26 protein-coding genes are annotated in these 26,959 nt (G+C 61.1%); 7 read left to right on the forward strand and 19 right to left on the reverse strand.

Annotated elements, in window-relative coordinates:
* Nucleotides 1-151 precede the first annotated feature (151 nt).
* On the forward strand, nt 152-364 hold the full coding sequence (locus QZH45_RS19835; RefSeq protein ID WP_003179963.1) for a cold-shock protein: 213 nt from the start codon (nt 152-154) through the stop codon (nt 362-364).
* Between the two features lie 67 nt (nt 365-431).
* Here QZH45_RS19835 and QZH45_RS19840 read toward each other — a convergent pair whose 3' ends face one another.
* Together QZH45_RS19840 and QZH45_RS19845 are read right to left on the reverse strand one after the other, a co-directional pair.
* Nucleotides 432-746, reverse strand: coding sequence for an I78 family peptidase inhibitor (locus tag QZH45_RS19840; protein WP_024779375.1), 315 nt, complete (start codon nt 744-746; stop codon nt 432-434).
* Nucleotides 747-912: 166 nt separating this feature from the next.
* Nucleotides 913-1,218, reverse strand: coding sequence for a hypothetical protein (locus QZH45_RS19845; protein WP_024779376.1), 306 nt, complete (start codon nt 1,216-1,218; stop codon nt 913-915).
* Between the two features lie 130 nt (nt 1,219-1,348).
* On the opposite strand from QZH45_RS19845, the gene QZH45_RS19850 reads away from it, so the two are divergent.
* Complete coding sequence (locus QZH45_RS19850; protein WP_024779377.1) at nt 1,349-1,600, forward strand: hypothetical protein; 252 nt, start codon at nt 1,349-1,351, stop codon at nt 1,598-1,600.
* A gap of 51 nt (nt 1,601-1,651) precedes the next feature.
* Here QZH45_RS19850 and QZH45_RS19855 read toward each other — a convergent pair whose 3' ends face one another.
* From QZH45_RS19855 to QZH45_RS19885, 7 genes are read right to left on the reverse strand one after another with little or no spacing between them, the layout of a single operon-like run.
* Nucleotides 1,652-2,680, reverse strand: coding sequence for a nucleoside hydrolase (locus QZH45_RS19855; protein ID WP_055136055.1), 1,029 nt, complete (start codon nt 2,678-2,680; stop codon nt 1,652-1,654).
* Nucleotides 2,681-2,702: 22 nt separating this feature from the next.
* Complete coding sequence (rbsD, locus tag QZH45_RS19860; protein WP_024779379.1) at nt 2,703-3,107, reverse strand: D-ribose pyranase; 405 nt, start codon at nt 3,105-3,107, stop codon at nt 2,703-2,705.
* Nucleotides 3,104-4,018 carry a ribokinase gene (rbsK, locus tag QZH45_RS19865; protein ID WP_055136054.1) on the reverse strand — a complete coding sequence of 305 codons (915 nt, stop codon included), beginning with the start codon at nt 4,016-4,018 and terminating at the stop codon, nt 3,104-3,106. The genes rbsD and rbsK overlap by 4 nt, the downstream gene beginning before the upstream one ends.
* Before the next feature lie 23 nt (nt 4,019-4,041).
* Nucleotides 4,042-5,061 carry a LacI family DNA-binding transcriptional regulator gene (locus QZH45_RS19870; protein WP_055136053.1) on the reverse strand — a complete coding sequence of 340 codons (1,020 nt, stop codon included), beginning with the start codon at nt 5,059-5,061 and terminating at the stop codon, nt 4,042-4,044.
* A gap of 3 nt (nt 5,062-5,064) precedes the next feature.
* A complete protein-coding gene (locus QZH45_RS19875) occupies nt 5,065-6,042 on the reverse strand; it encodes an ABC transporter permease (RefSeq protein WP_024779382.1) in 978 nt (325 codons plus the stop codon).
* The gene (locus tag QZH45_RS19880; protein WP_024779383.1) at nt 6,039-7,592 is read right to left on the reverse strand and encodes a sugar ABC transporter ATP-binding protein; all 1,554 of its coding nucleotides are present in this window, start codon (nt 7,590-7,592) and stop codon (nt 6,039-6,041) included. The genes QZH45_RS19875 and QZH45_RS19880 overlap by 4 nt, the downstream gene beginning before the upstream one ends.
* A gap of 56 nt (nt 7,593-7,648) precedes the next feature.
* On the reverse strand, nt 7,649-8,605 hold the full coding sequence (locus QZH45_RS19885) for a sugar ABC transporter substrate-binding protein (protein WP_024779384.1): 957 nt from the start codon (nt 8,603-8,605) through the stop codon (nt 7,649-7,651).
* Nucleotides 8,606-8,892: 287 nt separating this feature from the next.
* Here QZH45_RS19885 and QZH45_RS19890 point away from each other — a divergent pair, with 287 nt between their 5' ends.
* Nucleotides 8,893-9,192, forward strand: a complete 300-nt coding sequence (locus QZH45_RS19890) for a DUF1654 domain-containing protein (protein ID WP_050593870.1) — start codon at nt 8,893-8,895, stop codon at nt 9,190-9,192.
* Between the two features lie 5 nt (nt 9,193-9,197).
* Nucleotides 9,198-9,887, forward strand: a complete 690-nt coding sequence (locus QZH45_RS19895) for an endonuclease (RefSeq protein WP_053194298.1) — start codon at nt 9,198-9,200, stop codon at nt 9,885-9,887.
* A gap of 134 nt (nt 9,888-10,021) precedes the next feature.
* Here QZH45_RS19895 and QZH45_RS19900 read toward each other — a convergent pair whose 3' ends face one another.
* Entirely contained in the window at nt 10,022-10,387 is a 366-nt protein-coding gene (locus QZH45_RS19900; RefSeq protein WP_024781013.1) for a hypothetical protein, read from the reverse strand.
* A gap of 248 nt (nt 10,388-10,635) precedes the next feature.
* Here QZH45_RS19900 and csrA point away from each other — a divergent pair, with 248 nt between their 5' ends.
* Nucleotides 10,636-10,830 (forward strand): carbon storage regulator CsrA, encoded by a 195-nt coding sequence (gene csrA / locus QZH45_RS19905; protein ID WP_003179932.1) that lies wholly within the window; start codon nt 10,636-10,638, stop codon nt 10,828-10,830.
* A gap of 197 nt (nt 10,831-11,027) precedes the next feature.
* Here the strand turns inward: csrA and QZH45_RS19910 are convergent, their stop codons facing one another.
* The 3 genes from QZH45_RS19910 to QZH45_RS19920 form a co-directional block, all read right to left on the reverse strand.
* Nucleotides 11,028-11,483, reverse strand: a complete 456-nt coding sequence (locus QZH45_RS19910; protein WP_055136052.1) for a DUF2214 family protein — start codon at nt 11,481-11,483, stop codon at nt 11,028-11,030.
* Between the two features lie 243 nt (nt 11,484-11,726).
* Nucleotides 11,727-13,109 (reverse strand): cysteine--tRNA ligase, encoded by a 1,383-nt coding sequence (gene cysS, locus QZH45_RS19915; protein WP_053194300.1) that lies wholly within the window; start codon nt 13,107-13,109, stop codon nt 11,727-11,729.
* A gap of 21 nt (nt 13,110-13,130) precedes the next feature.
* Nucleotides 13,131-14,828, reverse strand: a complete 1,698-nt coding sequence (locus QZH45_RS19920) for a glutamine--tRNA ligase/YqeY domain fusion protein (RefSeq protein WP_024781010.1) — start codon at nt 14,826-14,828, stop codon at nt 13,131-13,133.
* 249 nt (nt 14,829-15,077) lie between these two features.
* On the opposite strand from QZH45_RS19920, the gene QZH45_RS19925 reads away from it, so the two are divergent.
* Nucleotides 15,078-15,581, forward strand: a complete 504-nt coding sequence (locus QZH45_RS19925) for a peptidylprolyl isomerase (RefSeq protein ID WP_024781009.1) — start codon at nt 15,078-15,080, stop codon at nt 15,579-15,581.
* Nucleotides 15,578-16,330, forward strand: coding sequence for a UDP-2,3-diacylglucosamine diphosphatase (locus tag QZH45_RS19930; RefSeq protein ID WP_024781008.1), 753 nt, complete (start codon nt 15,578-15,580; stop codon nt 16,328-16,330). Before QZH45_RS19925 ends, QZH45_RS19930 begins: the two co-directional genes overlap by 4 nt.
* A 142-nt stretch (nt 16,331-16,472) precedes the next feature.
* Here QZH45_RS19930 and QZH45_RS19935 read toward each other — a convergent pair whose 3' ends face one another.
* From QZH45_RS19935 to QZH45_RS19960, 6 genes are all read right to left on the reverse strand, one after another.
* Nucleotides 16,473-18,002, reverse strand: coding sequence for a DHA2 family efflux MFS transporter permease subunit (locus QZH45_RS19935; RefSeq protein WP_024781007.1), 1,530 nt, complete (start codon nt 18,000-18,002; stop codon nt 16,473-16,475).
* A gap of 180 nt (nt 18,003-18,182) precedes the next feature.
* A complete protein-coding gene (locus tag QZH45_RS19940) occupies nt 18,183-19,382 on the reverse strand; it encodes an efflux RND transporter periplasmic adaptor subunit (protein WP_024781006.1) in 1,200 nt (399 codons plus the stop codon).
* Nucleotides 19,383-19,397: 15 nt separating this feature from the next.
* On the reverse strand, nt 19,398-20,867 hold the full coding sequence (locus tag QZH45_RS19945) for an efflux transporter outer membrane subunit (protein ID WP_055136242.1): 1,470 nt from the start codon (nt 20,865-20,867) through the stop codon (nt 19,398-19,400).
* The gene (locus QZH45_RS19950; RefSeq protein ID WP_024781004.1) at nt 20,864-21,337 is read right to left on the reverse strand and encodes a MarR family winged helix-turn-helix transcriptional regulator; all 474 of its coding nucleotides are present in this window, start codon (nt 21,335-21,337) and stop codon (nt 20,864-20,866) included. Before QZH45_RS19950 ends, QZH45_RS19945 begins: the two co-directional genes overlap by 4 nt.
* Before the next feature lie 222 nt (nt 21,338-21,559).
* Nucleotides 21,560-25,234 carry a translocation/assembly module TamB domain-containing protein gene (locus QZH45_RS19955; protein WP_055136241.1) on the reverse strand — a complete coding sequence of 1,225 codons (3,675 nt, stop codon included), beginning with the start codon at nt 25,232-25,234 and terminating at the stop codon, nt 21,560-21,562.
* A complete protein-coding gene (locus QZH45_RS19960) occupies nt 25,231-26,958 on the reverse strand; it encodes an autotransporter assembly complex protein TamA (protein WP_024781002.1) in 1,728 nt (575 codons plus the stop codon). The genes QZH45_RS19955 and QZH45_RS19960 overlap by 4 nt, the downstream gene beginning before the upstream one ends.
* Nucleotide 26,959 lies beyond the last annotated feature (1 nt).

Here is a 26,959-nt window from a genome sequence, read left to right on the forward strand (position 1 = left end):
GGAGAAAGGCGGTAAAGAAAAGACGACTGTTCGGCAAACAGCACGTCCGGGGGGCTCCCAAATCGAACATTTCGACTATGATACCCAGGTGTGCCCAGTTGGCCTGAGCAGCACAGCACTACTGAAAATATATGTTTCTTGGAGATACACCATGTCTAATCGCCAAACCGGCACCGTTAAATGGTTCAACGATGAAAAAGGCTTCGGCTTCATCACTCCTCAAGGTGGCGGTGACGACCTGTTCGTACACTTCAAAGCTATCGAAAGCGACGGTTTCAAAAGCCTGAAAGAAGGCCAGACTGTTTCCTTCGTGGCTGAGAAAGGCCAAAAGGGTATGCAAGCTGCACAAGTTCGCCCAGAGTAATTTCTCGGCGCGCTAAAAAAACCCCGTCCATGTGACGGGGTTTTTTATGGGCGATTGAAAATCCGGCTCAGCCGCAGTTCACCCGATTGACCACCAGGTTGGCATCGGTATTGAGATTCAGGCGATCGGAGCGGTACTCAAGCGTCACCATGTCGTTGGGCTTGAGGATCCGGGCGATCTGCGCGCCGGAACGGCTGCGGGCCTGTTCCAGCAATTGTGGCGAGGCCTTTTTGCCGATCGCAAACTCGGCTCCCTTCGCTTCGCAACGCTCGTAACCGGTATCGGCGGCGACCGGCTCAGGGGACGATTCAGTGTTGCTGCTGCAACCGTGCAAGAACCCGGCGGCCAGCAAAATACTCAATGAAGCGAGCTTCCAAGGCATGAAGCCTCCTTTCTTTGATCAATAAACAGAGAGCGTGCGACAACCCAAACGAAGCTTGGTTTCAGCACAAGGGCCACCATCACGCTCTTCCACCTGGAAAACGGGGAGTTTGCCTGAGCCCGACATATCTGGTCAGACATGAATCGTGACTGAATATGTTCCACACTCAATAAACATCAATGTAGTCGAAGGGTGGATTCGGCCAATTGTCTTTCAGGGCATTGTAGATCTGCATGACCCAGACCTCGTCACTGGCAGCGACTCGTCCGACATACCCCGACCCCTTCGCCCACGTCTCAAGTCGAAACAGCAAGCCATCGATGTCGGCGCCACCCACCACGCCCGAAGACAGATAGGCGATACCCCCCTTGGTCACGCGCAATTGGGTGTGTTCGTCATCACTGGCCGATGCCAGCAACTGGCGAACGGCGTCAAGGGTCAGCCCGTCAGGCGCGTTCAAATCGATCTGCACGGCAGGGGCTCCTTGAACAGTCAAAAGAACAAGTGTCGCACAGCCCTCCCCTGATGCCTAAGTCGCAGTGCCAAACCAGGGCAAAAGTGGTTAACTCAGCCTACAGACCTCCCAACCCGCGAGTCCTGCCATGAGCATCATCAACATCGAAGCCACCATCAATGCCAAATGGTCGGAGGGCCATAGCTCCTATAGCCCTGGCAGCCCCGAGGAGCTGGCGATCATCGGTATAGAGCTGTTGGTGAAGGAACTGGGGACGGAGGTTGCCCGGAATTTCATCCGGCAGGCATTCGAACGCTACCCGAGTGAGATCACACAAGAGCCTGTGGGAGCCGACCTTGCTCGCGATGACAGCGGACCAGCCAACATTATTGTCGACTGATAATCCTATCGCGAGCAGGCTCGCTCCCACAGGTCTTGTGCTTGAGGCAGATTACTTGAGACGGGCCAGACGCTCGGTCAGCAGGTCAAAGAAACCCTGGGCGTCGCCGTTTTCCACCCAGAATGCATTCTTGGGCGCTTTCAGGCCGTCATACCAATCAACGATGGTTTGCCCGAAAGTCGGCCCCTCGCGGCTGTCTACTACGACGTTGGCCGGGCGACCAGTAAACAACTGCGGCTTGAGCAGGTAGGCGATCACCGTCGCGTCATGCACCGGCCCGCCCGACATGCCGTAGTGCTCCATATCGCCCTTGACGTACTCGTTGAGAATATCGCCGACCAGTTTGCTGGCATTGTTGTTCACAGCCGCGATCTGCTTGAGGCGAGCTTCGCTGGTGAGAATCTTGTGGGTCACGTCCAGCGGCAGGTAGGTCAGCTTCACACCGCTTTTGGCGACCACCTCGGCTGCCTGCGGGTCGGCGAACAGATTGAATTCAGCCACCGGCGTGATGTTTCCGCCATTGAAGTGCGCACCGCCCATCACCACCACTTCCTTGATGCCCTGGACGATGTCCGGCTCCTGGATCAGCGCCAAGGCCAGGTTGGTCTGCGGACCGAGCATGGCAATGGTGATGCTGTGGGGTTTGGCGGTCTTGAGAGTGTCGATCAGGTAGTTGACGGCGTTGCCCTTGGCCAATTCCTTTTTCGGTTCATGAACGGTGACACCCGACAGGCCTTCCTTGCCATGGATGTTTTCCGCGTAGATCGGCGTGCGCATCATTGGCTTCGGCGCACCGGCGTATACCGGCACCTCCTCGCGCCCTGCCCATTCCCGGGCCAGGCGAGCGTTGCGGGAGGTCTTGTCCAGGCGCACATTGCCCGCGACGGTGGTCAGCGCACGAATCTGCAGCTCATCAGGGGATGCCAGGGCGAACAGCAGGGCAACCACGTCGTCGGCCCCGGGATCGGTATCGATGATCAGATCGATTTTTTCCGCCGCCTGGGCACTCGAAGCGGTGATCAGTGACAACAACAGCAGACTCCGGAACAGTTGATGCATTTTCTGGGCATAGCGGTGCATGGTGCACTCCTTGTGCGGGGTTTTAAAAGGTAACTCCAGCAATCAGCACAACGTTGCAGTACGGAGAGCATTCTCCTGTGCGAATAATCGCTCGAGCTTGTCGGCTGAGGACCTTGAATTGCTCATGACTGACCAACTCCCGCGCCCCCATTGCCCCTTCGGCCTGTAACGATTCGAGCGTCGACAGGGCCGAAGGCTGTTTATCGAAGATCTCCGTGGCCAGCACATGACTTTCCACCTGCATTTCACTGAGTACCACTTTCAGGGTACTGACGAAATCGGGGATGCCGTGGGTGAGGGCCAGGTCGATCAACTCGACCCCGGGAGGGACCGGCAACCCGGCATCACCAATGACCACCTTATCGCCATGACCGAGCGAGGCGATCAGTCGCGAGAGGGCCACATTCAACAAGGGCGTTTTTTTCATGATTTGAAAGCCTGTACTTCCAGCAACGTGGGAATGGAGGGCTGGGCCCCGACGCGGGTGACCGACAGCGCAGCGGCGACCTGACCGAAACGAATCGCGTCGACTTCGGTTTTTCCATTGGCCAGGGCAGCCGCAAAGCCACCGACAAAAGTGTCCCCCGCTGCCGTAGTGTCCACAGCCTTGACCCACGGCGCCGGGAAATGTTCGAAACTCGAGCCGTTGGCGAACATCAGCCCTTGGGCACCCAACGTCACGACCACCTTGCCGGCACCGGCGGCGATCAACTGCGCCGCGGCAGCTTCGGCGGTTTCCAGGGAGTCCACCGCCAACCCGCTCAGCACGGCGGCTTCGCTCTCATTGGGAATAAGGTAGTCGACACACGCGTACCAATCGGCCGGAAGCGCACGGGACGCCGGTGCCGGGTTGAGGATGACGATCTTGCCCAGCTCGCGGCCGCGCTTGAGTGCATGGCCGACGGTGGCATCGGGCACCTCGAGCTGACAGATGATGACATCGGCGCCTTGCAGCACCTTGTCGAAACCGTCCAGGACCTCAGGCGTGAGGGCACCATTGGCACCCGCGACGATGACAATCGCATTCTGGCTGTTGTCATCGACCACGATCAGCGCCACGCCGCTGGCCCCCTCCACGACGCTGACCGCCCGGCAATCGATGCCCTCGGCCAGCAGCGCGCCTCGCAACTCCTGGCCATAGGCATCACTGCCCACGCAACCGACCATGGACACCTGCGCGCCCAGGCGCGCCGCGGCCACCGCCTGATTGGCGCCCTTGCCCCCCGCAATGGTGGAGAACGAATGGCCGATCAGCGTTTCACCGCCCCGGGGCAGACGCGGCGCGCGGGTCACCAGATCCATGTTCAGGCTGCCTATTACCACTACTTTTGCAGACATACGTTACTACTCATCCATTCGGTTCAGCGGTATTGGGCGAATGTACCGGACAGCGGCGCGGTCGACTCTCGCAAGACAATGCTGGGCGTCACGATCCGTTGATCGGTGACAAGCCCGGGCGTGGCGATCCGCCGCAACAACACTTCTGCCGCCATCTCGCCAAGTTGCAGGATCGATTGCCCCACCGTGGTCAGCGCCGGGTAGACATAGCGGCTCATCTGGATGTCGTCGAAACCGATGACTGACAGTTCGCTGGGCACCCGCACATTGCGCTCGGCGGCGGCTCGCAGCACACCGATGCCGATCATGTCGTTGGCCGCAAAAATCGCGCTGGGTGGCTGGTGTTCAAGCAACTCGGCTGCGGCGCGGTAGCCACCCGTGCTGGTGAAATCACTCTCGAGCATACGCTCGACAGGCAGTTCGATCCCCGCCTCCTTCAACGCATGGCAGTAACCGGCCAGACGCATCTGCGCCACGCTGGTATCTGCCGGCCCACCGATAAAGGCTATATCGCGGTGCCCCAGCTCCAGCAGGTGTCGGGTTGCCAGGTACGCGCCGTATTCATGATCGATGCGCACCAGGTCCGCATCGACGCCATCCAGCCCACGGTCGACAATGACCATGGGCGTGCGTACACCGGCCAGCCCCTGCGCCAGGCCGACATCGCCACCGGCGGAAGCGACGATCAGGCCGTCAATGCGCTTTTCCAGCAGCACCCGCAGGTAGCTGCGCTGCTTGTCCGGGTTGTCGTCGGAGTTGCACAGGATCACGCAATAACCGTTGCGCTCGCAGTAATCCTCGATCCCCCGGGCCAGTTCGGCAAAGTAAGGGTTGAGACTGTTGGGCACCAACAGGCCGATGGTCGCCGTGGTCTTGGCCTTGAGCGAACGGGCCACCGCGCTGGGCACATAATCGAGACGCTTGATTGCTGCCTCGACCTTGAGTCGAACCTCTTCGCTGACCGGCCGGGTCTTGTTCACGACATGGGACACCGTCGTATAGGAAATCCCCGCGAGCGCCGCTACATCCTTGATCGTCGCCATGGCTCAGGCCCGCCGGCTGGCGCGCTGGCTGCGGTAAGTATCCAGCACCACCGCGACCACGATCACCGCACCGGTAATGATGCGTTTGGTCGGTTCGGTCGCGCCGATCTGCGCCAGGCCCGCTGCCAGTATGGAGATGATCAACACGCCAAAGAACGTACTGATGACCGAACCGCGCCCGCCCATCAGGCTGGTGCCACCGATCACCACCGCGGCAATGACCTGCAACTCAAGCCCTGAGCCCGCATTCGGGTCCGCCGCCTCCAGGCGGGAAATCTGGAACAGCGCCGCCAATCCGGCCAGCAAGCCCATCAGACTGAACACCAGGATCTTGTAGGGTTTCGGGTTGATGCCGGCCAGGCGCACGGCTTCTTCGTTGGTGCCGATGCCGATCAGGTAGCGACCGAATACCGTGCGGGTCAAAACGGCCTGGGCAATGAAGATCACCAGCAAGGCGATGATGAATGACGGCGAGATACCGAACGCAATCGGGTTGGATAGCCAGGCGAAGGAGTCGCCGATATAAGCCGTCCGGGACCCAGTCATCTGGTAAGCGAGGCCACGGGCCATTTCCAGCACGCCGAGGGAGACGATGAACGATGGAATCCGCCACGCCACGGTAATCGAACCGGTAACGGTTCCCGCCAGCGCCGCCACGGCCATGCCCAGCAAGGCCGACGGCCAGACGCTCCAGCCCCAGCCGAGTACCGCGACGCTGACCGTCGACGCCGCCAGCGCCAGCACCGAACCCACCGACAGGTCGATGCCGCCGATGATCAGGATGAAGGTCATGCCGACCGCCAGCACCATGAGGTCAGGAATCTGGTTCGCCAGGGTGCTGAACGTGTCATAGGAGAGAAAGTGGCTGCTCAGGACCGAGAACAGCGCGATCATGGCCAGCAGCGCGCCGGCCAGGCCCAGGTAAGTACCGAGGCCATAGAAGTTGCCACTCGGCTTGCTGACGGCAGATGCGGTTTTCATGAAAATTCCCTAGGCGCCGCTTCATTGAGCAACGCGTCACGTTTCTGATAGCCGGCGAATGCGGCGGCAAGCAAGTCATCCTGGGTCCAGCTGTCACGCTCGAAGGTGTCGATCAGGCGTCCGGCGGACAGCACGCCGATCCGGTCGCAGATCAACATCAGCTCCCGGAGGTCGCTGGAGACCACGACCAGAGCCTTGCCCTGGCGAGTCAATTCACCGAGCAGTGCATAGATGTCGAATTTCGCGCCGACGTCGATACCACGGGTCGGCTCGTCGAACAACAGCACCGAACAATCGCGTTCGAGCCAGCGGCCGATCACCACCTTCTGCTGATTACCGCCCGACAGCTCGGACACCAGTTGCGACGGACTGGAACTGCGGATGCGCATGGCATCGATCTGCCGCCGCGCCAGAGACAGTTCGTCATTGCCGTTGACGATACCGGCACTGGAAATCTCCGGCATGTTACCCAAGGCAATATTGGCGGCAATGGATTGGGTCAACAACAGGCCTTCGCCCTTGCGATCCTCGGTGATCAAGGCAATTCCATGGGCCACCGCATCGGCCGGCGATCGGATGTTGGCGACGGTGGCCGGCGAACCCAACGCCACCGTGCCGCTGTCGGCCTCATCGGCGCCGAAGATCAGCCGCAACAGCTCGGTACGCCCCGCCCCGATCAGGCCGGAAATGCCGAATATCTCGCCACTGCGGACCTCGAAGGACACATCGCGGACCTTGTCGGAACGGCTCAGACCTTTGACGGTGAGTGCCGGCGCGCCGATTTGCCGCGGGCCCAGGTCGATGTGCTCGCCCAGATCGCGACCGACCATCAGCGTCACCAGTTGCTCGCTGTTGTAATTGGCCATCGGCTCGACACAGACCAGGTTACCGTCGCGCAGCACCGCAATGCGCTGGGCCACCCGTGCCAATTCTTCGAGGCGATGGGAAATGTAGATGATCGAAACGCCCCGGGCCTGCAGGCGGGTGATCTGTTCGAACAACATCTCGACCTCGCGCGCCGTCAGCATGGCGGTCGGCTCGTCAAGAATCAGCACATGGCAATCGCCAATCAGGTTGCGGGCGATCTCGACCATCTGCTGGTGACCGATACCGAGTTCGCCGACCAGGGTGTCGGGGTCAATTGCGTCGAGCCCCACCTGGGCCATGGCTTGCACGGCCGCTTCGCGCAACTGCTTGCGGCTGATCCAGCCGCAGCGGCTGGGCAGGTTGTCGAGAAACAGGTTTTCGGCCACGGACAGGGTCGGCAGCAGGTTGAGTTCCTGCATCACCATCCGCACGCCCAGCTCTTCAGCCTGGGTACGGCTGCCGGGGCGATAGTCCTGTCCTTGGAATTGCATCTGTCCGGTCGTCGGTGTCACCAGCCCACCGATGATCTTGGACAGGGTACTTTTACCGGCGCCATTCTCACCGGTCAGCGCCAACACTTCACCGCGCATCAACGTCAGGTCAATGTCGGTCAATACCGGCTGGGCATAGGTTTTACCGATGCCACTGACAGTCAGGACAGCATTCGGGTCGAAAACGGACATAAAAACTCTCCATGCGCTCGCCCGGATGGGCGAGCACCACTACATCGCCAGGATGATTACTTCGTAACCAGCTCGACCGGCGTTTCGATCACGCCGTTTGCACCGCTGTCGACTTTCTCACCCTTGAGAATCTTCAGGGCCGTCTCGATACCGAAGACCGCCTGCTTGGCGGCGAACTGGTCGGCGGTTGCCAGGACACGGCCGTCCTTGAGCATAGGTTTGATGGCATTGATGTTGTCGTAGCCGACCACTTGTACCTTGCCGGCCTTGCCGGCGGCACGCACTGCCGACACCGCGCCCACCGCCATGCTGTCGTTACCGGCCAGCAATGCCTTGATGTCCGGGTACTCGCTGAGCATCGACGCGGCTACCTGGTTGCCCTTGTTGATTTCCCAATCGCCCGACTGCAGGGAAACGACCTTGACGTGCGCCGCTTCCATCGCATCCTTGAAGCCCGCGGTGCGCGCCTGGGCATTGGTGGTGGTAGACACGCCTTCGATGATGCCGACCTCGTCACCGGCCTTGAGCTGCTTGGCCAGGTATTCACCGACCAGGCGTGCACCTTTGCGGTTGTCGGGGCCTACGAACGGCACGCTGATGTTCTTGCTCTTGACCACGGCAGGGTCGAGTTGGTTGTCGATGTTGATTACCGTGATACCGGCGTCAACGGCTTTCTTGATCACCGGCACCATGGCCTTGGAATCGGCGGGCGCGATGATCAGGGCGTCGACTTTGGACACGATCATCTGCTCAACGATGCGGATCTGGTTGGCGGTGTCGGTTTCATCCTTGATCCCGTTGGAGATCAGGTCAAAATCGGCGGAGTGTTCCTTCTGATAGGCCTTGGCGCCGTCTTCCATGGTCAGGAAGAATTCGTTGGCCAGGGATTTCATGACCAGGGCAACCTTGGGCTTTTCAGCGGTCTGGGCGAATGCCGAGGAGAATGGCAACGCAGTGGATGCGGCCGCAAGCACGGCGACAGCGAGAAGGCGTCCAGCGAATGGCAACTTCATGGGTTCACTCCGATCTTATGATTATTGTGAGCAAATCAATGCACGGAATGCCGCGCAAACGTTTGCGTGAAGTGAACTATGGTAAGGCTTTGGGGATTTGTCAACGTTGCGGTTGCGTTCGCCGAGTGTTGGACCATGCCCTCGCTTGGCACCCATCGGGTTGAACAGGGTACCCGAAGTTACCGCCGTCAGCTTTTCGTTCTCAGCAATAAATAATCATTTCTTCCCACACCAAAACCTCAAAAGCGCTGTCAGACGATTTTCTTGAAATTTAAGCAGTTGCGTAAATGCCTACGGTTAAATACTGTATGCACGTACAGCTTAATAAGGATAATCCTGTGGCCACTCCCTCCGCTGCAACTACCCCCTTGGATTCCTATACACGACTCGGCCTGCGAGTCTCGAAAATCATCAACGCCCCCACCGCACAAAAAGCCAAGGCAGCCCTGATCTTTCGCCTCCCCGACGAGCCGTTGGAGGAGTGGGAGCGCCTGCTGGAAGAAATCGACGAGAACGACAACGTGACCCTCGCCTATCGCGACGATGGCGGTGTGCAGGTTTTCTGGGTTGTGCCGAAGGAAGATTGAGTCTGATGAATGTCCGCTGTGTTGCTTTACTGCTTGTGCTCATCGCCACAGGCGCCCAGGCCGGGGCCCCTCGTACCTTCAACGAAGCCAAGAAAGTCGCCTGGAAACTCTACGCCCCGCAATCCACCGAGTTCTATTGCGGCTGCAAGTACACCGGCAATCGCGTCAACCTGGAGGCCTGCGGTTATGTACCTCGCAAGAATGCCAAGCGCGCCGCCCGCATCGAATGGGAACATATCGTTCCGGCGTGGCAGATCGGTCATCAGCGTCAGTGCTGGCAGCAAGGCGGACGCAAGAACTGCACCCGCCATGACCCGGTCTATCAACGGGCCGAAGCCGATCTTCACAATCTGGTGCCCAGCATCGGGGAAGTGAATGGTGACCGGAACAACTTCAGCTTCGGCTGGCTGCCGGTGCAGAAGGGCCAGTATGGCTCATGCCTGACCCAGGTGGACTTCAAGGCGAAGAAAGTCATGCCCCGCCCTTCCATCCGGGGAATGATCGCCCGAACGTATTTCTACATGAGCAAGCAATATGGCCTGCGGCTTTCGAAACAGGACCGACGCCTGTACGAAGCCTGGGACAAGACCTACCCGGTGGAAAGCTGGGAACGCCAGCGCAACCAGAGCGTGGCCTGTGTCATGGGACGTGGTAACGAGTTCGTGGGCCCGGTGAACCTGAAAGCCTGCGGCTGACCTCGCATTTGTGAACAGCACCAATAACTGAGGGAGCGAGCCTGCTCGCGATAGCAGTATGTCAGTCGCTTCTGCATCGACTGATTCACCGCTATCGCGAGCAGGCTCGCTCCCACAGGATTTGTTCTATCCGATCATTGAGCCGTCGGGAAATCCACCACCTGCGTCTCGATGTTGCGCTTCTTCGCTCGCACCAGGGCGGCGGTGACCTGTTCCTGCTTGGCTTCGGCGTCGGCCCTGGAGCTGAACGGTCCGACCAGGACCCGCTCCTTGCCATTTTCCCTGACCACATTCGACATGAAGCTGTGCTCGATCAGCCATCCGGTCAGGTCGCTGATAGCCTGCGGTGTCTCGCCCCGAACCTCGACCCCCCATTGCGGCGCAGCAGCGACTGCCGGTGCGGAGGTCGTGGATGGCTTCGGCTTCGGTGCTTCGACCTCACGCCCCTCACCGCATCCCGCCAGCATCAACACCGCGATAACCCAAGCCAATTTGCGCACAACGTTTCCTCTGGAAGACATGAGGGAAGGATTTTAGCACTCACATCCACCAAGAACCCCGCAAACAGTACGCAAAACACGAGAATCCTGCCCGGTCTCTCTGTATAGTCGCACCCTGGGAATTAATGCTGCATCTGCACGTCAGAAAGAGGCACCCACATTGTGCCACTTAGCACTAATCTATAAGCAGTACCGACATCTGCACTGTCTGAATCAGGTGCCCTAATAAAGTAATCAAGGAGAACACCATGCTGATACTCACCCGCAAAGTCGGTGAAAGCATAAACATTGGTGACGACATCACGATCACCATTCTGGGCGTTAGCGGCCAACAGGTCCGGATCGGCATCAATGCCCCGAAAAACGTCGCCGTGCATCGCGAAGAGATCTATCAGCGCATTCAGGCGGGCCTCACTGCCCCCGACAAGCCGCAAACTCCCTGAGCCTTGCAGCAGTCCGTAGCCAGCCCGTTTGCATCATCGCAATGGCTGGCTAAAGATTCAGGCCGCCCATACCTTCCTCCGCGTCACCCTGTCCCTGCCTTTCCGTCCAGCCCGTGAAGCCGATATTAATGCCATGACTCGTAGCATGGCTGTCGGACGTTTCGTTTTAATGGCGATGAAGCGGGTGTTCTTACCGGTCAACCCAGGCTTACGCCCCGGGCCATGCCAGTGGCGGCAATCACCATCAAGACCAGTAGCAAGGCTTCTATGTGGCTGATCCGGGCCAACCGGCCGGCCTTTGAAGCATCGATCGTCGCTCCTTTGCCCAGCGCCATCCGCCATTTGATCAAGGTGATCATCGGCAGCAGTTCAAGCAGCAGGATCAGCAGGAGCAAGGTCATCTTGAGGTGAAACAGGGGTTGATGCAGGTAATAGTCCGAACCTTTTTCATAGCCGCCGAAAGCGCGCATCCCACCGGTCACCAGCAGGACCAGGGCCGACAGGCCCCACACGTTATCCGCCATCAACACATTTCGAACCGCATCCGCGCCACCGGCCAGGCGTCGCAAGGCCGTGCCGCGCGTGAGCACTGCCCACAAGCCAAGGGCGAACGCCAGGAGATGAATTACCGCGAGAGACCAGTGAGCCAACATGGAAGGTACCCGTCAGAAAGAACGTCGAATCGACCTGACAGTACTAGCTCATAAAAGGAAGATCGGCAGGCTGGACACAAAAAATCGTGGGAGCGGGCTTGCTCGTGATAGCGGATCAGCATTCAACGAAGGTGTTGATTGATCTGACGCTATCGCGAGCAGGCTCGCTCCCACATTGTTCCGGGGCGAATCCAGCACCCACGTACCCCCGCTCCCACAGGGTGTTGCGAAGTGCCGAAGGCCTCAGTCAGCCAAGCGCCAGGTTGTCCCGCCCTTCCCGTCTTCCAGCACTACGCCCATGGCGGTGAGCTGGTCGCGGATGCGGTCGGATTCGGCCCAGTCCTTGTTGGCCCGCGCGGTCAGGCGCGCCTGGATCAATGCTTCGACCTCGGTAGCGTCCACACGGCCTTCGGCGCCGGCCTGGAGGAAGTCGTCCGCCTCGAGCTGCAACACGCCCAGCACGCTGGCCAGTTCCTTCAAACGCGCCGCCAGGCCCGCCGCCGCATTGAGATCGCTCTCCCGCAGGCGGTTGATCTCGCGCACCATCTCGAACAGCACCGCGCACGCTTCCGGCGTGCCGAAGTCGTCGTTCATCACCTCGGTAAACCGCGCCACGAACGCCTCGCCACCAGCGGCCGGCACGTTCGGCAGGCCCTTCAATGCATGGTAGAAACGCTCCAGGGCGCCCTTGGCGTCCTTGAGGTTGTCTTCCGAGTAGTTGATGGCGCTGCGGTAGTGACTCGACACCAGCAGGTAACGCACGACCTCGGGGTGGTACTTGTCGAGCACGTCGCGGATGGTGAAGAAGTTGTTCAAGGACTTGGACATCTTCTCGCCGTTGATCCGGATCATGCCGCAATGCATCCACGCGTTGGCGTAGGTCTTGCCGGTGGCCGCTTCGCTCTGGGCGATCTCGTTTTCGTGGTGCGGGAACTCCAGGTCGCTGCCGCCGCCATGAATGTCGAAGGTTTCCCCCAGGCAGCAGGTGGACATCACCGAGCACTCGATGTGCCAGCCCGGACGACCCTTGCCCCACGGCGAATCCCAGCTCGGCTCACCCGGCTTGGCGGCTTTCCACAGCACGAAATCCAGTGGGTCCTGTTTCGACTCGCCGACTTCGATCCGAGCGCCGATGCGCAGGTCTTCGATCTTCTTGCGCGACAGCTTGCCGTAGCCGATGAACTTGCCGACGCGGTAGTACACGTCGCCATTGCCCGGAGCGTAGGCATAGCCCTTGTCGATCAAGGTCTGGATCATCGCCAGCATGCCTGGGATGTGGTCCGTGGCACGGGGCTCCATGTCCGGCTTGAGGATATTGAGTCGCGCCTCGTCCTCATGCATGGCCTTGATCATGCGCTCGGTCAACGCATCGTAAGGCTCGCCGTTTTCCCGGGCACGGTTGATGATCTTGTCTTCGATGTCGGTGATGTTGCGCACGTAGGTCAGGTCATAACCGCTGAAACGCAGCCAGCGGGTCACCAGGTCGAAGGCGACCATGCTGCGGCCGTGGCCCAGGTGGCAGTAGTCGTACACGGTCATGCCGCACACGTACATGCGCACCTTGTTGCCATCCAGCGGCTTGAAGACTTCTTTGCTCTTGGTGAGCGTGTTGTAGATCGTAAGCACAGGGTTTCCCTTAAGACTTGATCATTGACCCCAGGAATCACGCAAGGTCACGGTACGGTTGAAGACCGGAGCACCAGGTTTCGAGTCCTTGATATCCGCGCAGAAGTAGCCTTCGCGCTCGAACTGGAAACGGTCCTCCGGCAATGCGTTGCCCAGCGAGGGTTCGGCACGACAACCAGTAAGCACTTGCAGGGAGTCAGGGTTGATGTTGTCCAGGAAGCTGGCGCTGTCTTCGGCCTTTTCCGGGTTCGGCGAACGGAACAGGCGATCGTACAGGCGCACTTCGCACTCGACGCTGGCGGCGGCCGGCACCCAGTGGATCACGCCCTTGACCTTGCGACCCTCCGGGTTCTTGCCCAGGGTATCGGGATCGTACGAGCAACGCAGCTCGACGATGTTGCCGTCGGCATCCTTGATGGCTTCGTCGGCACGGATCACATAGCTGCCGCGCAAACGCACTTCACCGGCCGGTTCCAGGCGCTTGTAGCCTTTTGGCGGCTGTTCCATGAAGTCTTCACGGTCGATGTAGATTTCCCGGGCGAACGGCAGGACGCGCATGCCCATGTCTTCTTTCGGGTGGCGAGGCAGTTCGAGGTTCTCGACCTGGCCTTCCGGGTAGTTGGTAATGACGACTTTCAGCGGACGAAGCACGCACATGGCACGCGGGGCGTTCTGGTCCAGGTCTTCACGGATGCTGAATTCCAGCATGCCGAAGTCCACCACGCCGTCGGAACGGTTGGTGCCGACCATCTCGCAGAAGTTGCGGATCGATTTCGGCGTGTAGCCACGACGACGGAAGCCCGACAGCGTCGACATGCGCGGGTCGTCCCAACCGTTGACGTGCTTTTCATCCACCAGTTGCTTGAGCTTGCGCTTGCTGGTGATGGTGTAGTTCAGGTTCAGGCGGCTGAATTCGTACTGGCGCGGGGTGGCCGGCACCGGCAGGTGCTCGAGGAACCACTCGTACAGCGGACGATGGCTCTCGAACTCCAGGGTGCAGATCGAGTGGGTGATGCCCTCGATGGCGTCCGACTGACCGTGAGTGAAGTCATAGTTCGGGTAGATGCACCACTTGTCGCCGGTCTGGTGGTGATGGGCGTGACGGATGCGGTACATGATCGGGTCGCGCAGGTTCATGTTCGGCGAGGCCATGTCGATCCTGGCCCGCAACACCCGCGCGCCGTCCGGGAATTCGCCGGCGCGCATGCGGGCGAACAGGTCCAGGTTCTCCTCCACGCTGCGATCACGGAACGGGCTGTTCCGGCCCGGCTCGGTCAGGCTGCCACGGTATTCCCTGGCTTGCTCCGGCGTCAGGTCGCAGACATAGGCCTTACCGGCCTTGATCAGCTCGACCGCCCAGTCGTGCAACTGGTCGAAATACTGCGAGGCATAGCGCACTTCACCGGACCATTGGAAACCCAGCCACTTGACGTCGCTTTCGATCGCGTCGATGTATTCCTGGTCTTCCTTGGCCGGGTTGGTGTCGTCGAAACGCAGGTGCGTGACGCCACCGAACTCCTCGGCCAGGCCGAAGTTCACGCAGATCGACTTGGCGTGGCCGATATGCAGGTAGCCGTTGGGCTCCGGCGGGAAACGGGTGACGATCTGTGTGTGCTTACCCGAATCCAGGTCCGCCTGGATGATCGGGCGCAGGAAATTGACCGGTACGGCCGGGCCGGTCTTCGAATTCGAGGTAGGGTCGACAGTGGGCTTGCTCATAGGATCCTTGAACTTACAAGTGCGCGGCCGGATGCGGCCTGATAAATCAAAGCCCGTATCATAGCCGATGCTGTCAAGCCGCTGACAGGCCAGGCCGGCAAACGATTGAATTTAATCGGCCGCCGGGTGAAAAACCGCCTCGAATTTCGTGCCTGGCACGCTAAACTGCCCAACCTGGCCGATTGCAGCCAGACCGGTTGCGGGCTTCCGGGCCCCGAAACCCACGAATTCCTAGAAAGAGTAGTCATCATGAGCAAAGTCAAACTGACCACCAACCACGGCGACATCGTCCTGGAACTGAACGCCGAGAAGGCGCCAAAGACCGTTGCCAACTTCATTGAATACGTCAAGAAGGGTCACTACGAGAACGTCGTGTTCCACCGCGTGATCAAGGGCTTCATGATCCAGGGCGGTGGTTTCGAGCCTGGCATGCAGGAAAAGAAGGACAAGAGCCCGAGCATCCAGAACGAAGCCGACAACGGCCTGCCGAACAAGAAATACTCCATCGCCATGGCGCGCACCATGGATCCGCATTCGGCATCGGCCCAGTTCTTCATCAATGCCAGCGACAACAGCTTCCTCAACCACACTGCCAAGACCGCTCAGGGCTGGGGCTATGCGGTGTTCGGTGAAGTGATCGAAGGCCAGGACGTGGTCGACAAGATCGAAGGCGTCGCCACTACCTCCAAGGCCGGCCACCAGGACGTTCCAAAGGATGACGTGATCATCGAGAAAGCCGAGATCATTGAGTGATCCTACTGATTTCAGATTTGCATCTGGAAGAGGAGCGCCCGGACATCACCCGGGCGTTTCTGGATTTACTCGCCACTCGCGCCCGTTCGGCGCAGGCGTTGTACATTCTCGGCGACTTCTTCGAAGCGTGGATCGGTGACGATGCCATGACGCCGTTCCAGCGTTCCATCTGCCAGGCCCTGCGCGAACTCAGCGACAGCGGCACGGCCATTTTCCTGATGCATGGCAATCGCGACTTCATGCTGGGGCAAGCCTTCTGCAAAGCGGCTGGCTGCACCCTGATCAAGGACCCGAGCGTCGTGCAGTTCAATGGCGAACCGGTGCTGCTGATGCACGGCGACAGCCTCTGCACCCGCGACGAAGGCTACATGAAGCTGCGGCGCTGGCTGCGCAATCCGGTCACGCTGTTCATCCTGCGCCACTTGCCACTGGGCAGTCGCCAGAAGCTGGCGCGCAAGCTGCGCAGCGAAAGCACGACCCAGGTGCGGATGAAAGCCAACGACATCGTCGACGTCACCCCCGAGGAAATTCCGCGGATCATGCAGCACTATGGCGTGAAAACCCTGATCCACGGCCACACCCACCGCCCCGCCATCCATAAGCTGCAACTGGGCGAACACGCCGCCCGGCGCATCGTGCTGGGGGATTGGGACAAGCAGGGCTGGGCGTTGCAGGTGGATGAACAGGGGTTTGCGTTGGCGCCGTTTGGATTTGCCCCGCCGCCACAGCTGGCAGCCCCTACCGACTGACAGACGCAGCCCCCTCTGTGGGAACGACCTGTGGGAGCAAAGCTTGCTCGCGATAACCATCGCCGCCAGCATGGATGTTGACTGACACACCGCTGTCGCGAGCAAGCTTTGCTCCCACAGCGGATTGTGTTTCAGGTCCCGGTCAGTGCCCGCTGGCCGCCGGCCCCGCCTTCGCCGCAAACGGCGGCTTCGCCAGCCACACCAGCACGATCAGGCCCATGAACGCCCAGCCCAGCAGCGTGAAATAATCCACGGTGGAGAGCATGTACGCCTGGCTCGTGAGGATGTGATCGAGCTGCGCATAGGCCGGCGGGCTCGCGCCGCCGAGCTGGTTGAGCGCCTCGCGGGTGGCCGGGTCGAAGGTGCTGATGCTCTCGCTCAGGTACGCATGGTGCTGGTCCGCCCGGCGGATCCAGATCCAGGTGGTCAGGGATGCGGCAAAGCTGCCTCCCAGCGTCCGCAGGAATGTCGCCAGCCCCGCGCCATCGGCAATCTGCTGCGGTGGCAGGTCGGACATCAGGATACTCAGGGTCGGCATGAAGAACAGCGCCACCCCGATCCCCATGAACAACTGCACCAGGGCGATGTGCTGGAAGTCCACCTCGTTGGTAAACCCGGCGCGCATGAAACAGCTCAGGCCGATGGCCAGGAACGCCAACCCGGCCAGCAGGCGCAGGTCGAATTTATGGGCGTACTTGCCGACGAAGGGCGACATCAACACCGGCAGGATGCCGATGGGCGCCACGGCCAGCCCGGCCCAGGTGGCGGTATAGCCCATCTGCGTCTGTAACCATTGCGGCAGGATCAGGTTGATGCCGAAGAACCCGGCATAGCCGCCCACCAGAACGATGGTGCCGATGCGAAAATTGCGATAGGCAAACAAGCGGAGATTGACCACCGGGTGACGGTCAGTCATTTCCCAGATCACGAACACGGCCAGGGCAACCAGCGAAATCAATGCACCGATAATGATGAAGTTCGACTCGAACCAATCCAGGTCGTTGCCCTTGTCGAGAATCACCTGAAGCGCACCGACACCGATGACCAGCGTGATCAGCCCGACGTAATCCATCGGCTGATAACTGGTCACCACCGGCCGCGCCTTGAGCTGCTGGCGCACCACCATCACCGCGAATACCCCGATGGGCACGTTGATAAAGAAGATCCACGGCCAGCTATAACTGTCGGTAATCCAGCCGCCCAGAATCGGCCCGGCAATCGGCGCCACCACCGTGACCATCGCCAGCAACGCCAGGGCCATCCCCCGCCTGGCGGGCGGATATACCGCAATCAGCAAGGTCTGTGTCATCGGGTACAGCGGCCCGGCCACCAGGCCCTGGAGCACGCGGAAGCCGATCAACTCCGGCATCGACGTGGAAATGCCGCACAAGAACGACGCGAGCACGAACAGCATCGTTGCCCATAAAAACAGCTTCACCTCGCCAAACCGACGGCTCAACCAGCCGGTCAGCGGGAGCGCGATGGCGTTGCTCACCGCGAACGAAGTGATCACCCAGGTGCCCTGCTCCGAACTGACGCCCAGGTTGCCGGATATGGTCGGCAAGGCGACGTTGGCAATGGTGGTGTCGAGCACTTGCATGAACGTCGCCAGCGACAGCCCGATGGTACTGAGCAACAGGCTGGGCGGCGAGAAAGACGCGTTATTGCTCATTGTGAAATCCTAGGAAGCTAAACGGACGTGAAACTCGCAGACGAATCCGGCGAAGAGAGGCTACCCCTGTGTGCGAGCCTGCTCGCGATAGCGGTGTATCAGATGACATAAAAGTCGACTGTCGTGCCGCCATCGCGAGCAGGCTCGCTCCCACAGGTCGATAGATGTCTCACCTGATCATCAACGCTGCGCAGTCTTGCTCGCGGCAGCGCTGTTTTCGTGGATCAGGCGCGTGATCATAGCGTCGGCATCGGCCAGTTGACGGTCGTAGACCTGGGTGCTGAACGAGGCCTTCTGCGGCGGTTGCTGGGCCAGGACCGGTCCGCTCTGATCGCGCAGGTTGACGCTGACCTCGGTGGACAGCCCGACCCGCAACGGGTGCTTGGCCAGTTCCTGGGCATTGACATGAATGCGCACCGGCACCCGCTGGACGATCTTGATCCAGTTACCGGTGGCGTTCTGCGCCGGCAGCAAGGCAAACGCGCTGCCCGTTCCCGCGCCGAGGCTGTCAATGGTGCCGCTGTACTTCACATCGCTACCGTAGAGGTCGGTTTCGATCTCTACCGGCTGGCCGATGCGCATATCACGCAGTTGGGTTTCCTTGAAGTTGGCGTCGATCCACAACTGATCCAGTGGAATCACCGCCATCAGCGCAGTTCCCGGCTGCACCCGTTGGCCCAGTTGCACGGTGCGCTTGGCGACATAACCGGTGACCGGCGCGATCAACGTGCTACGGGCGTCGGCCAGGTAGGCCTGACGCAACTGTGCGGCGGCGGCCTGCACGTCGGGATGGGACGACACCACGGTGTCATCCACCAGCGCGCTGGAAGTCTTGAGCTGTTGTCGGGCATTGGCGAGGGCGTTCTGCGCCGAGGTCAGGTCATCCCGGGCGTGGGACAGCTCTTCCTTGGAAATCGCGCCGCCGGCCGCCAGGCTCTTACGCCGGTTGTAGTTCTCCTGGGCCTTCTGCACTTCGGCTTCCTGCGCATTGACCTGCGCCCGCATGCCGTCGACGTTGCTGTACAAACCACGCACCTGGCGGACCGTGCGGGCCAGGTTGGCCTGGGCACTCTGCAGGCCGACCTCGGCGTCGTTCGGGTCGAACTGCACCAGCACCTGGCCTTCGCGGACCAGATCGCCGTCGTCGGCACCGATGCTCACTACGGTGCCGCTGACCTGCGGAGTGATTTCCACCACGTTGCCGTTCACATAGGCATCGTCCGTACTTTCGCTCCAGCGGCCGTACAGCTCATGCCAGGCCCAGACGCCCAGGCCGGCGAGAATGACGATCACCGCCAGCACCAGCAGCATCACCTTGCGCTTGCGTGGGTTGTTGTCCTGCTGGTTTTCGGATGTTTGAGTATTTTCTGCGGTGGCCATGACAAATACCTCGAATCAGTTATGCGGCGTGGCGGAAACCGCCGTGGCCGAAGCCAGGGTGTCGGTCTCGAAACCGCCACCCAGGGCCTGCATCAATTGGATCGACAAATCGATCTGCTCGGCGTTCAGCGTCGCCAGTTGGCGTTGGGCCTGGAGCAGTTGCTGCTCGATGCTCAGCACGTCCAGATAATTGCCGATGCCCGAGCCGTAGCGCTGGACCACGGTGTCGTAGGAACTCTGGGCAATATCGGTAGCGTGTTGCTGGGCACCGATCTGCCGGGAAATATCGCGCAACTGGTTGATGGTGTCGCTGACATCCCCAAGGGCCGTGACCAGGCTCTTGTTGTATTGCGCCACCGCCAGGTCGTAGTCGGCATCCCGGGCATCCAGGTCCGCCCGCAAGCGCCCACCGTCGAAAATCGGCAGCGACACCGTCGGTGCCACGTTGAAGAAGCGACTGGCCGAACCGAACATTGCGTCACCCAACAAGGACTGCACTCCCGCCGCCGCGCTCAGGTTGAGGTTGGGGTAGAAGTTGGTCTTGCCGGCTTCGATACTCTTGCTCGCCGCCTCGACCCGCCAGCGCGCCGCAACCAGGTCCGGGCGGCGCCCCAGCAACTCGGCCGGCAGGTTCGAAGGCAACGCCACGGCACTGGCTTGCAGCACGTTGGGCCGGGCGATTTCATTGCCGCGATCCGGGCCCTTGCCCAGCAACACCGCCAAGGCGATCTTGGCGCTTTGCAGGCGTTTTTCCGTGTCGATCAGCGTGGCGCTCGCGCTGGCTTCCAGGCTTTCGGTCTGTTGGAACTGGTATTCGCTGTCAATCCCGGCATTGAGACGACGCTTGCTCAGGTCGAGCATCTGCCGAGTGCGCTTGAGGTCTTCAACGGCCAGATCATGAATGATGTGGGCTTGCCCCAGGTCGCTGTAAGCCCGAGCCACGTCGGCGGCCAGGGTCAACTGTGCGGCCTGGCGATCGACTTCCGCTGCACGGGCCTGGCCCAGTGCAGACTCCCAGGCCGCCCGCTGGCCGCCCCAGAGATCAAAGTTGTAATTGAAATCCACGCTCAGCGAACGCAGGGTGCTGTACGCACCGCCCTGCCCCGCCGGATCCTGGTCACGGGCCAGTCGCGAACGGCTGACGCTGCCGCTGGCATCCAGGGTTGGCATGCGCGCAGCATTGGCGGCGTAGGCAGCGGCGCTGGCCTGATGCACTCGGGCACTGGCGATCTGCATGTCCGGGCTGTCGCGCAGGGCTTCTTGGATCAGGCCGTCGAGTTGCGGGTCGCCAAGGCTGGACCACCAATCGCTTTTCGGCCATGAAGCCGGCGACAGCTTGACGCCATTGAGGGATTGCCCGGCCTTGAGGTTCTGGGCCTCGAGGCTGACGCCTTCGGTCTTCAGGCCGCTGTAGCTGGCACAGCCCGCGAGGCTCATGGCCAGCAGTACCAGGTTCAACCGGGTACGCAAGATTTTCCGCTTCATTTGTCCCCCAGTCGCAACATAGTGATGGGATCACCGGCAGCGAGCAGTATCTTCTTGAGGATCTGTTCGAGGGTCTGCAACTCCTCGCGGCTGATGGCGCCAGCGAGTTGATTCATGGCATCGGCGCCGATAAAGGGCAGGCGATCGGCGAGCCCCTGGCCGGCTTCGGTCAGGACCAATCGCACCTGCCTGCGGTCCTCGGCCGAACGCTGGCGAACCAGGAAGCCCTTCTGCTCCAGGCGGTCGAGCATGCGTGTCATCGAGCCACTGTCCAGGGACAGGTAGCGGCACAGTTCAGCCGGCGTATCGGTGCCGTGCTGGGCCATGATGATCAACACCTTGAACTGCGCGGCCGTAATGCCGACGGGTTCCATGTGGGTGTCGATGATCCGGTCCTTCAGCACCGCAGCGCGTCCGAGCAGCATGCCGAGATGGCAATTGTGAAATTCGTCTGGGGTGAAATGCTTCATCAGGACACCGTTTGCTGCCTAGGCAGTGAATGTATGTCGAGATATTACTGCTTAGGCAGCAAATGTCAAACAAATCGTTAGCAGGCTACATAAAAGTCCGACGAACGCAGAAAAACCTGTGGGAGCGAGCCTGCTCGCGATGGCGGTGTGCCAGTCAGTGATGAGTTGACTGATAGACCGCTATCGCGAGCAGGCTCGCTCCCACAAGGGATAGGGGGAGGGTTAGAAATCGCGCTTGTAGAAGATATCCAGCGAGCTGGCGACGCCGCTGGCGGCTTCGAGGTAGACCTTTTTGCTGAGTTTGTAGCGCAGGGCGATAGTGTTGGCCGGTTCGAACACCCCTACGCCATAGCGCAGGCTGAGTTTCTCCGACAGGTTGCCGCTGGCGACGACGCTGGTGGTGTCGCCACTGCCCTGGGTGTCGAGCTGGAAATCCTTGATGCCCAAATCACTGGCCAGGCTGGTGGTCACCCCCGAACTGCCCATCAAACCCAAGCCCAGTGCTGCCTGGGCGAGCATGTTGTTGTCCTCGCCGGTGGTGCTGAGCGGTCGCCCCAGCACCAGGTAGGACAGCGCCTGCTCCTGGCTCATGGCCGGCTCCGAAAAGATTTGCGTGACCGGCTGCTCGGCGCTGCCGCTCAAGCGGATGCCGGCGATCACGTCGTCGGTCTGGCGAATCGCCTCGATGTCCAGGTAGGGCTGGTCGATGGGCCCGGCAAACAGCAGCCGCGCCCGACGCACCGTCAGCCGCTGCCCGTAGGCCCGGTAACGGCCGTCGTTGAGCCAGAGTTCGCCGCGGGTGTCCATGTTGTCGCCGATATGTACCTGGCCCTGGACGTTGGCCGTCAGGCCGAAGCCGGAAAACGCGAGTTTCTCCTGGCCCACTATCACATCGATGTCCATTGCCATGGCCATCGGTGCCTTGCCCTCTTCGGTCTGGTGGCCGACGATCACTGTGTCATCCGAGACCTTGACAGTGGAAGGCGGCAATTCGCGGACGGTGATCTCGCCCTTGGGCACCAGCACCTTGCCGGCAATCGACAACCGCTCGCCGTGCAGCGTGATGTTGAGGTCCGGCGCCATCTCCAGTACCGCGTAGGGCTCCACGGTGACCGGCAGCTGCGCGCCCTTGAGCGTCAGGTTCATGCTCAAGGCCTCGCCCCAGCCCATGTTGCCGCTCAGGTTGCCGTGTCCGCCCTTGCCACTTTTCCAGCTACCGTCGAGGCGTACCGTTTCCCCGGCGATCATCGCCCGCACCTGCAAGTCTTCGAGACTGACCGGCAGTTCCGGTCCGGAAACCTCGCCATCGCTGAGCACGAGATTGCCGTTCACCTGCGGCGCCAGCAAACCACCGGACAAGGTGCCATTGCCGTTCAGGTGCCCGGTGAGGGTTTCCACCATCGGCACGAACGGCCGGGCCACGGAAAGGTCCAGGCCGGTCAGGCGAAACGAACCGCTGAGGGGTTTGCTGGCGGGCAACGGGTTGATCCGTGCCTGGACCATCAGTTCGCCGAGCCGGGCACCGACAAAATTCAGCTCGGTATCGATGCGCTTGGGGGTCAGGCGGCTGTCCAGTTTCAGAGTCTGGTAGGGAAAGTCCAGCCACTGCTCCTTGTCTCGAATCCGTAGCGTACCGCCGCTGGCATCCACCAGAATCCGCCCGTTCGGACCGCTGGCCGGCAGGTCCACTTGCAGATCGGCACTGAGCCGGCCCTGCCAGGCAAAGTCCTTGGGCATCCACTGGGCGAGACTTTCAATGGGAAACTGCTTGAGGTGATAGCGCAGCTTCGGCTCCGGCATCAGGCGCTGGTCTTCGCCACACAGGCTGGCCTGGCCGGAACGCCAGCAGTGGGCGCCAAAGTTGAGCGTGCCGTTGGCCAGGCGCTCCAGTTTCGCCGGGGCCTGCAGCCGCCAGTCCTGGCCGCCGACCTGTAGATCGCCACTGTTCAGGCGCCCGCGCCAGTTGCCTTGATCCAGCGCACCATCGAACCCCAGGGCGGTCTTCAGTTGCGGCCCCTGCAGATCCAGGTTGAGCTTTTGCTGCCTGATATCCCCCTGCCCGCTGACCGTCAGCACGCCCAACGCAGTGTCGCCGGCACGGATGTCGCGGGCCTTGAGGTCGACCTTGCCCCGCTGCGCGCTGTCGAGGGTGCCGTCCAGGTTCAGGCTTTGCAGGCGTTTGTCCTGAAAGGCAAGCTGAGAGCCTTGCAGGCCGAGCTTGCCTTGGGGGGCCTTGAGGGTTCCGGCCACATCGATGCGGCCGTTGAGCTGACCGCGCAGTTGTGGCCAGAGTTGAGCCAGACGCGCGAGCTTGATGTCGATCCGGCCGGTCAGTTTCTGTTGCAGGCTGCCGCTGCCCTTGATGCGGTTATCCCCCAGGCGGATGTCCAGCGCGTCGAGGTTCCATTGCTCACCGCTGCCGCTGGCCTTGGCCTGGAACAGCGCTGGCTGGCCGCGCAACTTGCCCTTGAGGTCCAGGTCCGCGTCGAGGTTGAGTGTGTCGTTTTTCAGCGACCCTTTGCTGCGCAGCGGTCCGGCCAGGGTACCGGGCAGTTCGCCGAGCCAATAGGCCGGGTTGATGGCTGACAGCTCCAGCGCCGTGTCCCAGGCAATGCCCTCGGCAAATTGCAGGTCCAGGTGCCCTTCGGCCTTGCCTTGCCCCGCCGCGAGCTGAAGCTGCGGCAAATGAATCTGCGTCAAGTCGCCGCTGAACGGGCTGCCCAGGCTGAAGGCTCCCGCGGGGCCATCCAGCGCAGCCTGGAAATTACCCAGATAGCGGCCGTCGGTGTAGGAGACTTCACCGTTGAAGCTGCGCAGCGTCACCTGTGGCTCGTCGATCAGCGGATAGAGGCGATGCCAGGGAAAATCCAGCCAGGCGACTTTCGCTTCGGCGCTCAGGCCTTCGCGCCAATCCATCTGCCCGGTCACGTTCAAGCTTTGCCGGTCGCCGGCGTTCAGGTCCAGGCCGGCGATCTGCGCACCATTGGCATCCACCTTGCCTTGCAGCAACAACGCCACCGGCCCCTGCTCGGCGGGCAACGTGGCTTTGCCGAGCAATTGATAGCCGCTTTTCAGGTCACCTTCACCGGTCAATTCCAGTTGATTGAGCAACAGCGTGTCCGGCAGATCGGCGCTGGCCTTGAAACCATCGGCGGTGATGCGCACCTTGGCTGGCAGGTTGTCCGCCAACGGTTGCAGCTCGCCGACCAGCCGACCTTGCAGGTAGCCGCTGCTGTCGGCGTTGAGGTTGAGGGTCTTGAGCAGGTCGCCGTCGACGACCAGGTTCAGCGCCCATGGCGTGTCGCCCGGTGCCGGCAAGGTCAACCGACCCTGGGCCTTCAGCGGCCAGTGGCCTGCGGGTTTCAACAACCCGGAAAGTTTCAGGCTCAACTCGTCTCGCTGCAATTGCACCGAGTCGATCTGCAAGCCCTCTGCGGTCCAGTGGGCAACCAGTTGCAAGCCCTTGAGCTGCTCGCTGCCGTTGAACAACAGGCTGCCGATCTGCACGTCTCCCAGCTCGATGGCGACCGGCAGGTCCAGGTCCGGCAAGCTCAGCGGACCACTGCTCTGCGCGTCGACCGAGGGTGGCAGTTGCAGGCTGGCCTTATCGACCTTGAGCTGTTCGATGCACAGGGTCATGTGCGCCAGGCACAGCGGCGACCACGCGAATATCACTCCATCGAGTTCCACGCGGCGGCTGTCCTGCTGCCACAAGAGGTGATCGGCGCTCCACTGTCCGCCCAACCGCCCCTGGAAGTTTTCCACGCTCAGCCCCGGCACCAGGCCCAGCATCCAACGGCTACCCGGCTGCGTGCCCAACAGGGTGCTCAGTGTCAGCACGACCAATGCCAGCAACGCAGCGAGCGCCAGCAGTGTTCTCTTCAAACCATGACTCACAACTCAGGCCCCATGGAAAAGTGCAATCGAATACCGCCCTCGTCGTCCAAGGCATGGGCCAGGTCGAGGCGGATCGGGCCTACCGGCGATACCCAGCGCACGCCAACCCCCACGCCGGTCTTGAGGCTCGGCAGTTCAAGGCTGTTGAAGGCGTTCCCCTGGTCGATGAAAGTCGCGACCCGCCATTTTTCAGCAATCGAATACTGGTATTCGAGGCTACCGGCGATCATGTAGCGACCTCCGATGCGATCGCCTTCGTTGTTTTCCGGCGACAGGCTCTGATAATCGTAGCCGCGTACGCTCTGGTCGCCGCCGGCAAAAAAGCGCAGGGACGGCGGAATGGATTTGTAGCCATTGGTGGCGCTGCCCCCCACCTGGGCACGGGCCAGCAGCCGATGCTTGTCGAACACGGTGGTCAAGCCCTTGACCATGGCAGTGCCGTAGACCACGTTGTTGTCCGATCCCAGGCCTTCCTTGGCGACCTTGGTGTCGAACTGCAAGCGATAACCGTGGTGCGGGTCGATGCGGTTGTCGCTGCGCAGATACGAGTAGCTGACGCCCGGCATCAGCAGTGTGCTCAGGCCCGAATCGTCACCCAGGCGATACTCCTCGCGCTGCCATTTGAGCGACACCACCCGCTGCCAGCCACTGGGCAACTTGCTGTGCCATTCAGGGCCCACGGTCAGCAGTTTGCTGAGGCTGTCGGTATCGGCCAGTTCTTCATTCTGATAACCGCCGGCGTAGCGCAGCTTGTCGGTCAGCGGCGGGTCCAGCGGCACGTCATACCACAAGCCGACGTTCTGCCGGGGTGCCGACACTTCCGTTTCCCAGCCATAGCTGTGGCCCTGTGGATTGACCCAGTGACGCGTCCAGTTGGCTTTGGCCCGCGGGCCGACGTCGGTGGAGAACCCCAGCCCCAGGCCCATGGTGCGCGGCTTGCGGGTGTCGAGCTTGACGTCGACCGGAATCACGTTGTCTGTCGCGGCTGTTGGCGCCGCATCCACGCGCACGCCTTCGAAGTAACCGCTCGACTGCAGCGCCTGGTTCAGTTCGGCGATCAGCTCGGAGTCGTAGGCCGTGCCGGCCTTGAAGGGCACCATGCGATGCAACAAGTCTTCATCGAAGGGTGTGTCACCCTCGAAACGCACCGGCCCCAAGGTATAGCGCGGCCCGCTGTCGTAGATCAGTTCGATATCGGCGATGCCGGCCTGGGGATCCACCAGCAGTTTCTGGCTGACGAACCGCCCGCTGAAGAAACCATAGCGCGAGGCCTGGTTCTGGATCGTTCGCTTGGCGTCTTCATAGCGACCATGGTTGAGCACTGCGCCCGGCTTGAGGGCGGCATTGTCGGGTACGCGAAAAGCCTTGAGCGAACCCGCCGGGCCGTCGATGCGCACGGTGACATTGCGCAAATGCACGGGCTCGCCGGGGTCGATGCTCAGGATCAGGCGCGGCGCCTTGCCACCCTTGACCTCGCTGTCGATCCGCGGCTGATAGTAGCCCAGTGCCTGGGCAGCTTTGCGCGCCTGCTCCTCGGCGCCACGACTGAAGCGCAGCAAGGCCTCTTCGTCACGATCGCCCAACCCACCGATGTAACCTTCGACGTTGGCCTTGAGTGCGTCATTGGACGGTTTGACCCGTACATTCAATTCACTTTGTGCCAGCACCGCACAGCTGAAGGACAGCAGGAGCGCGGCACTGGTTATTCGTCCTGGGAGTTTCATG

Origin of the sequence: Pseudomonas corrugata, assembly GCF_050920615.1 — a bacterium.
In the GTDB taxonomy this organism is placed as follows: Bacteria; Pseudomonadota; Gammaproteobacteria; order Pseudomonadales; family Pseudomonadaceae; genus Aquipseudomonas; species Aquipseudomonas corrugata.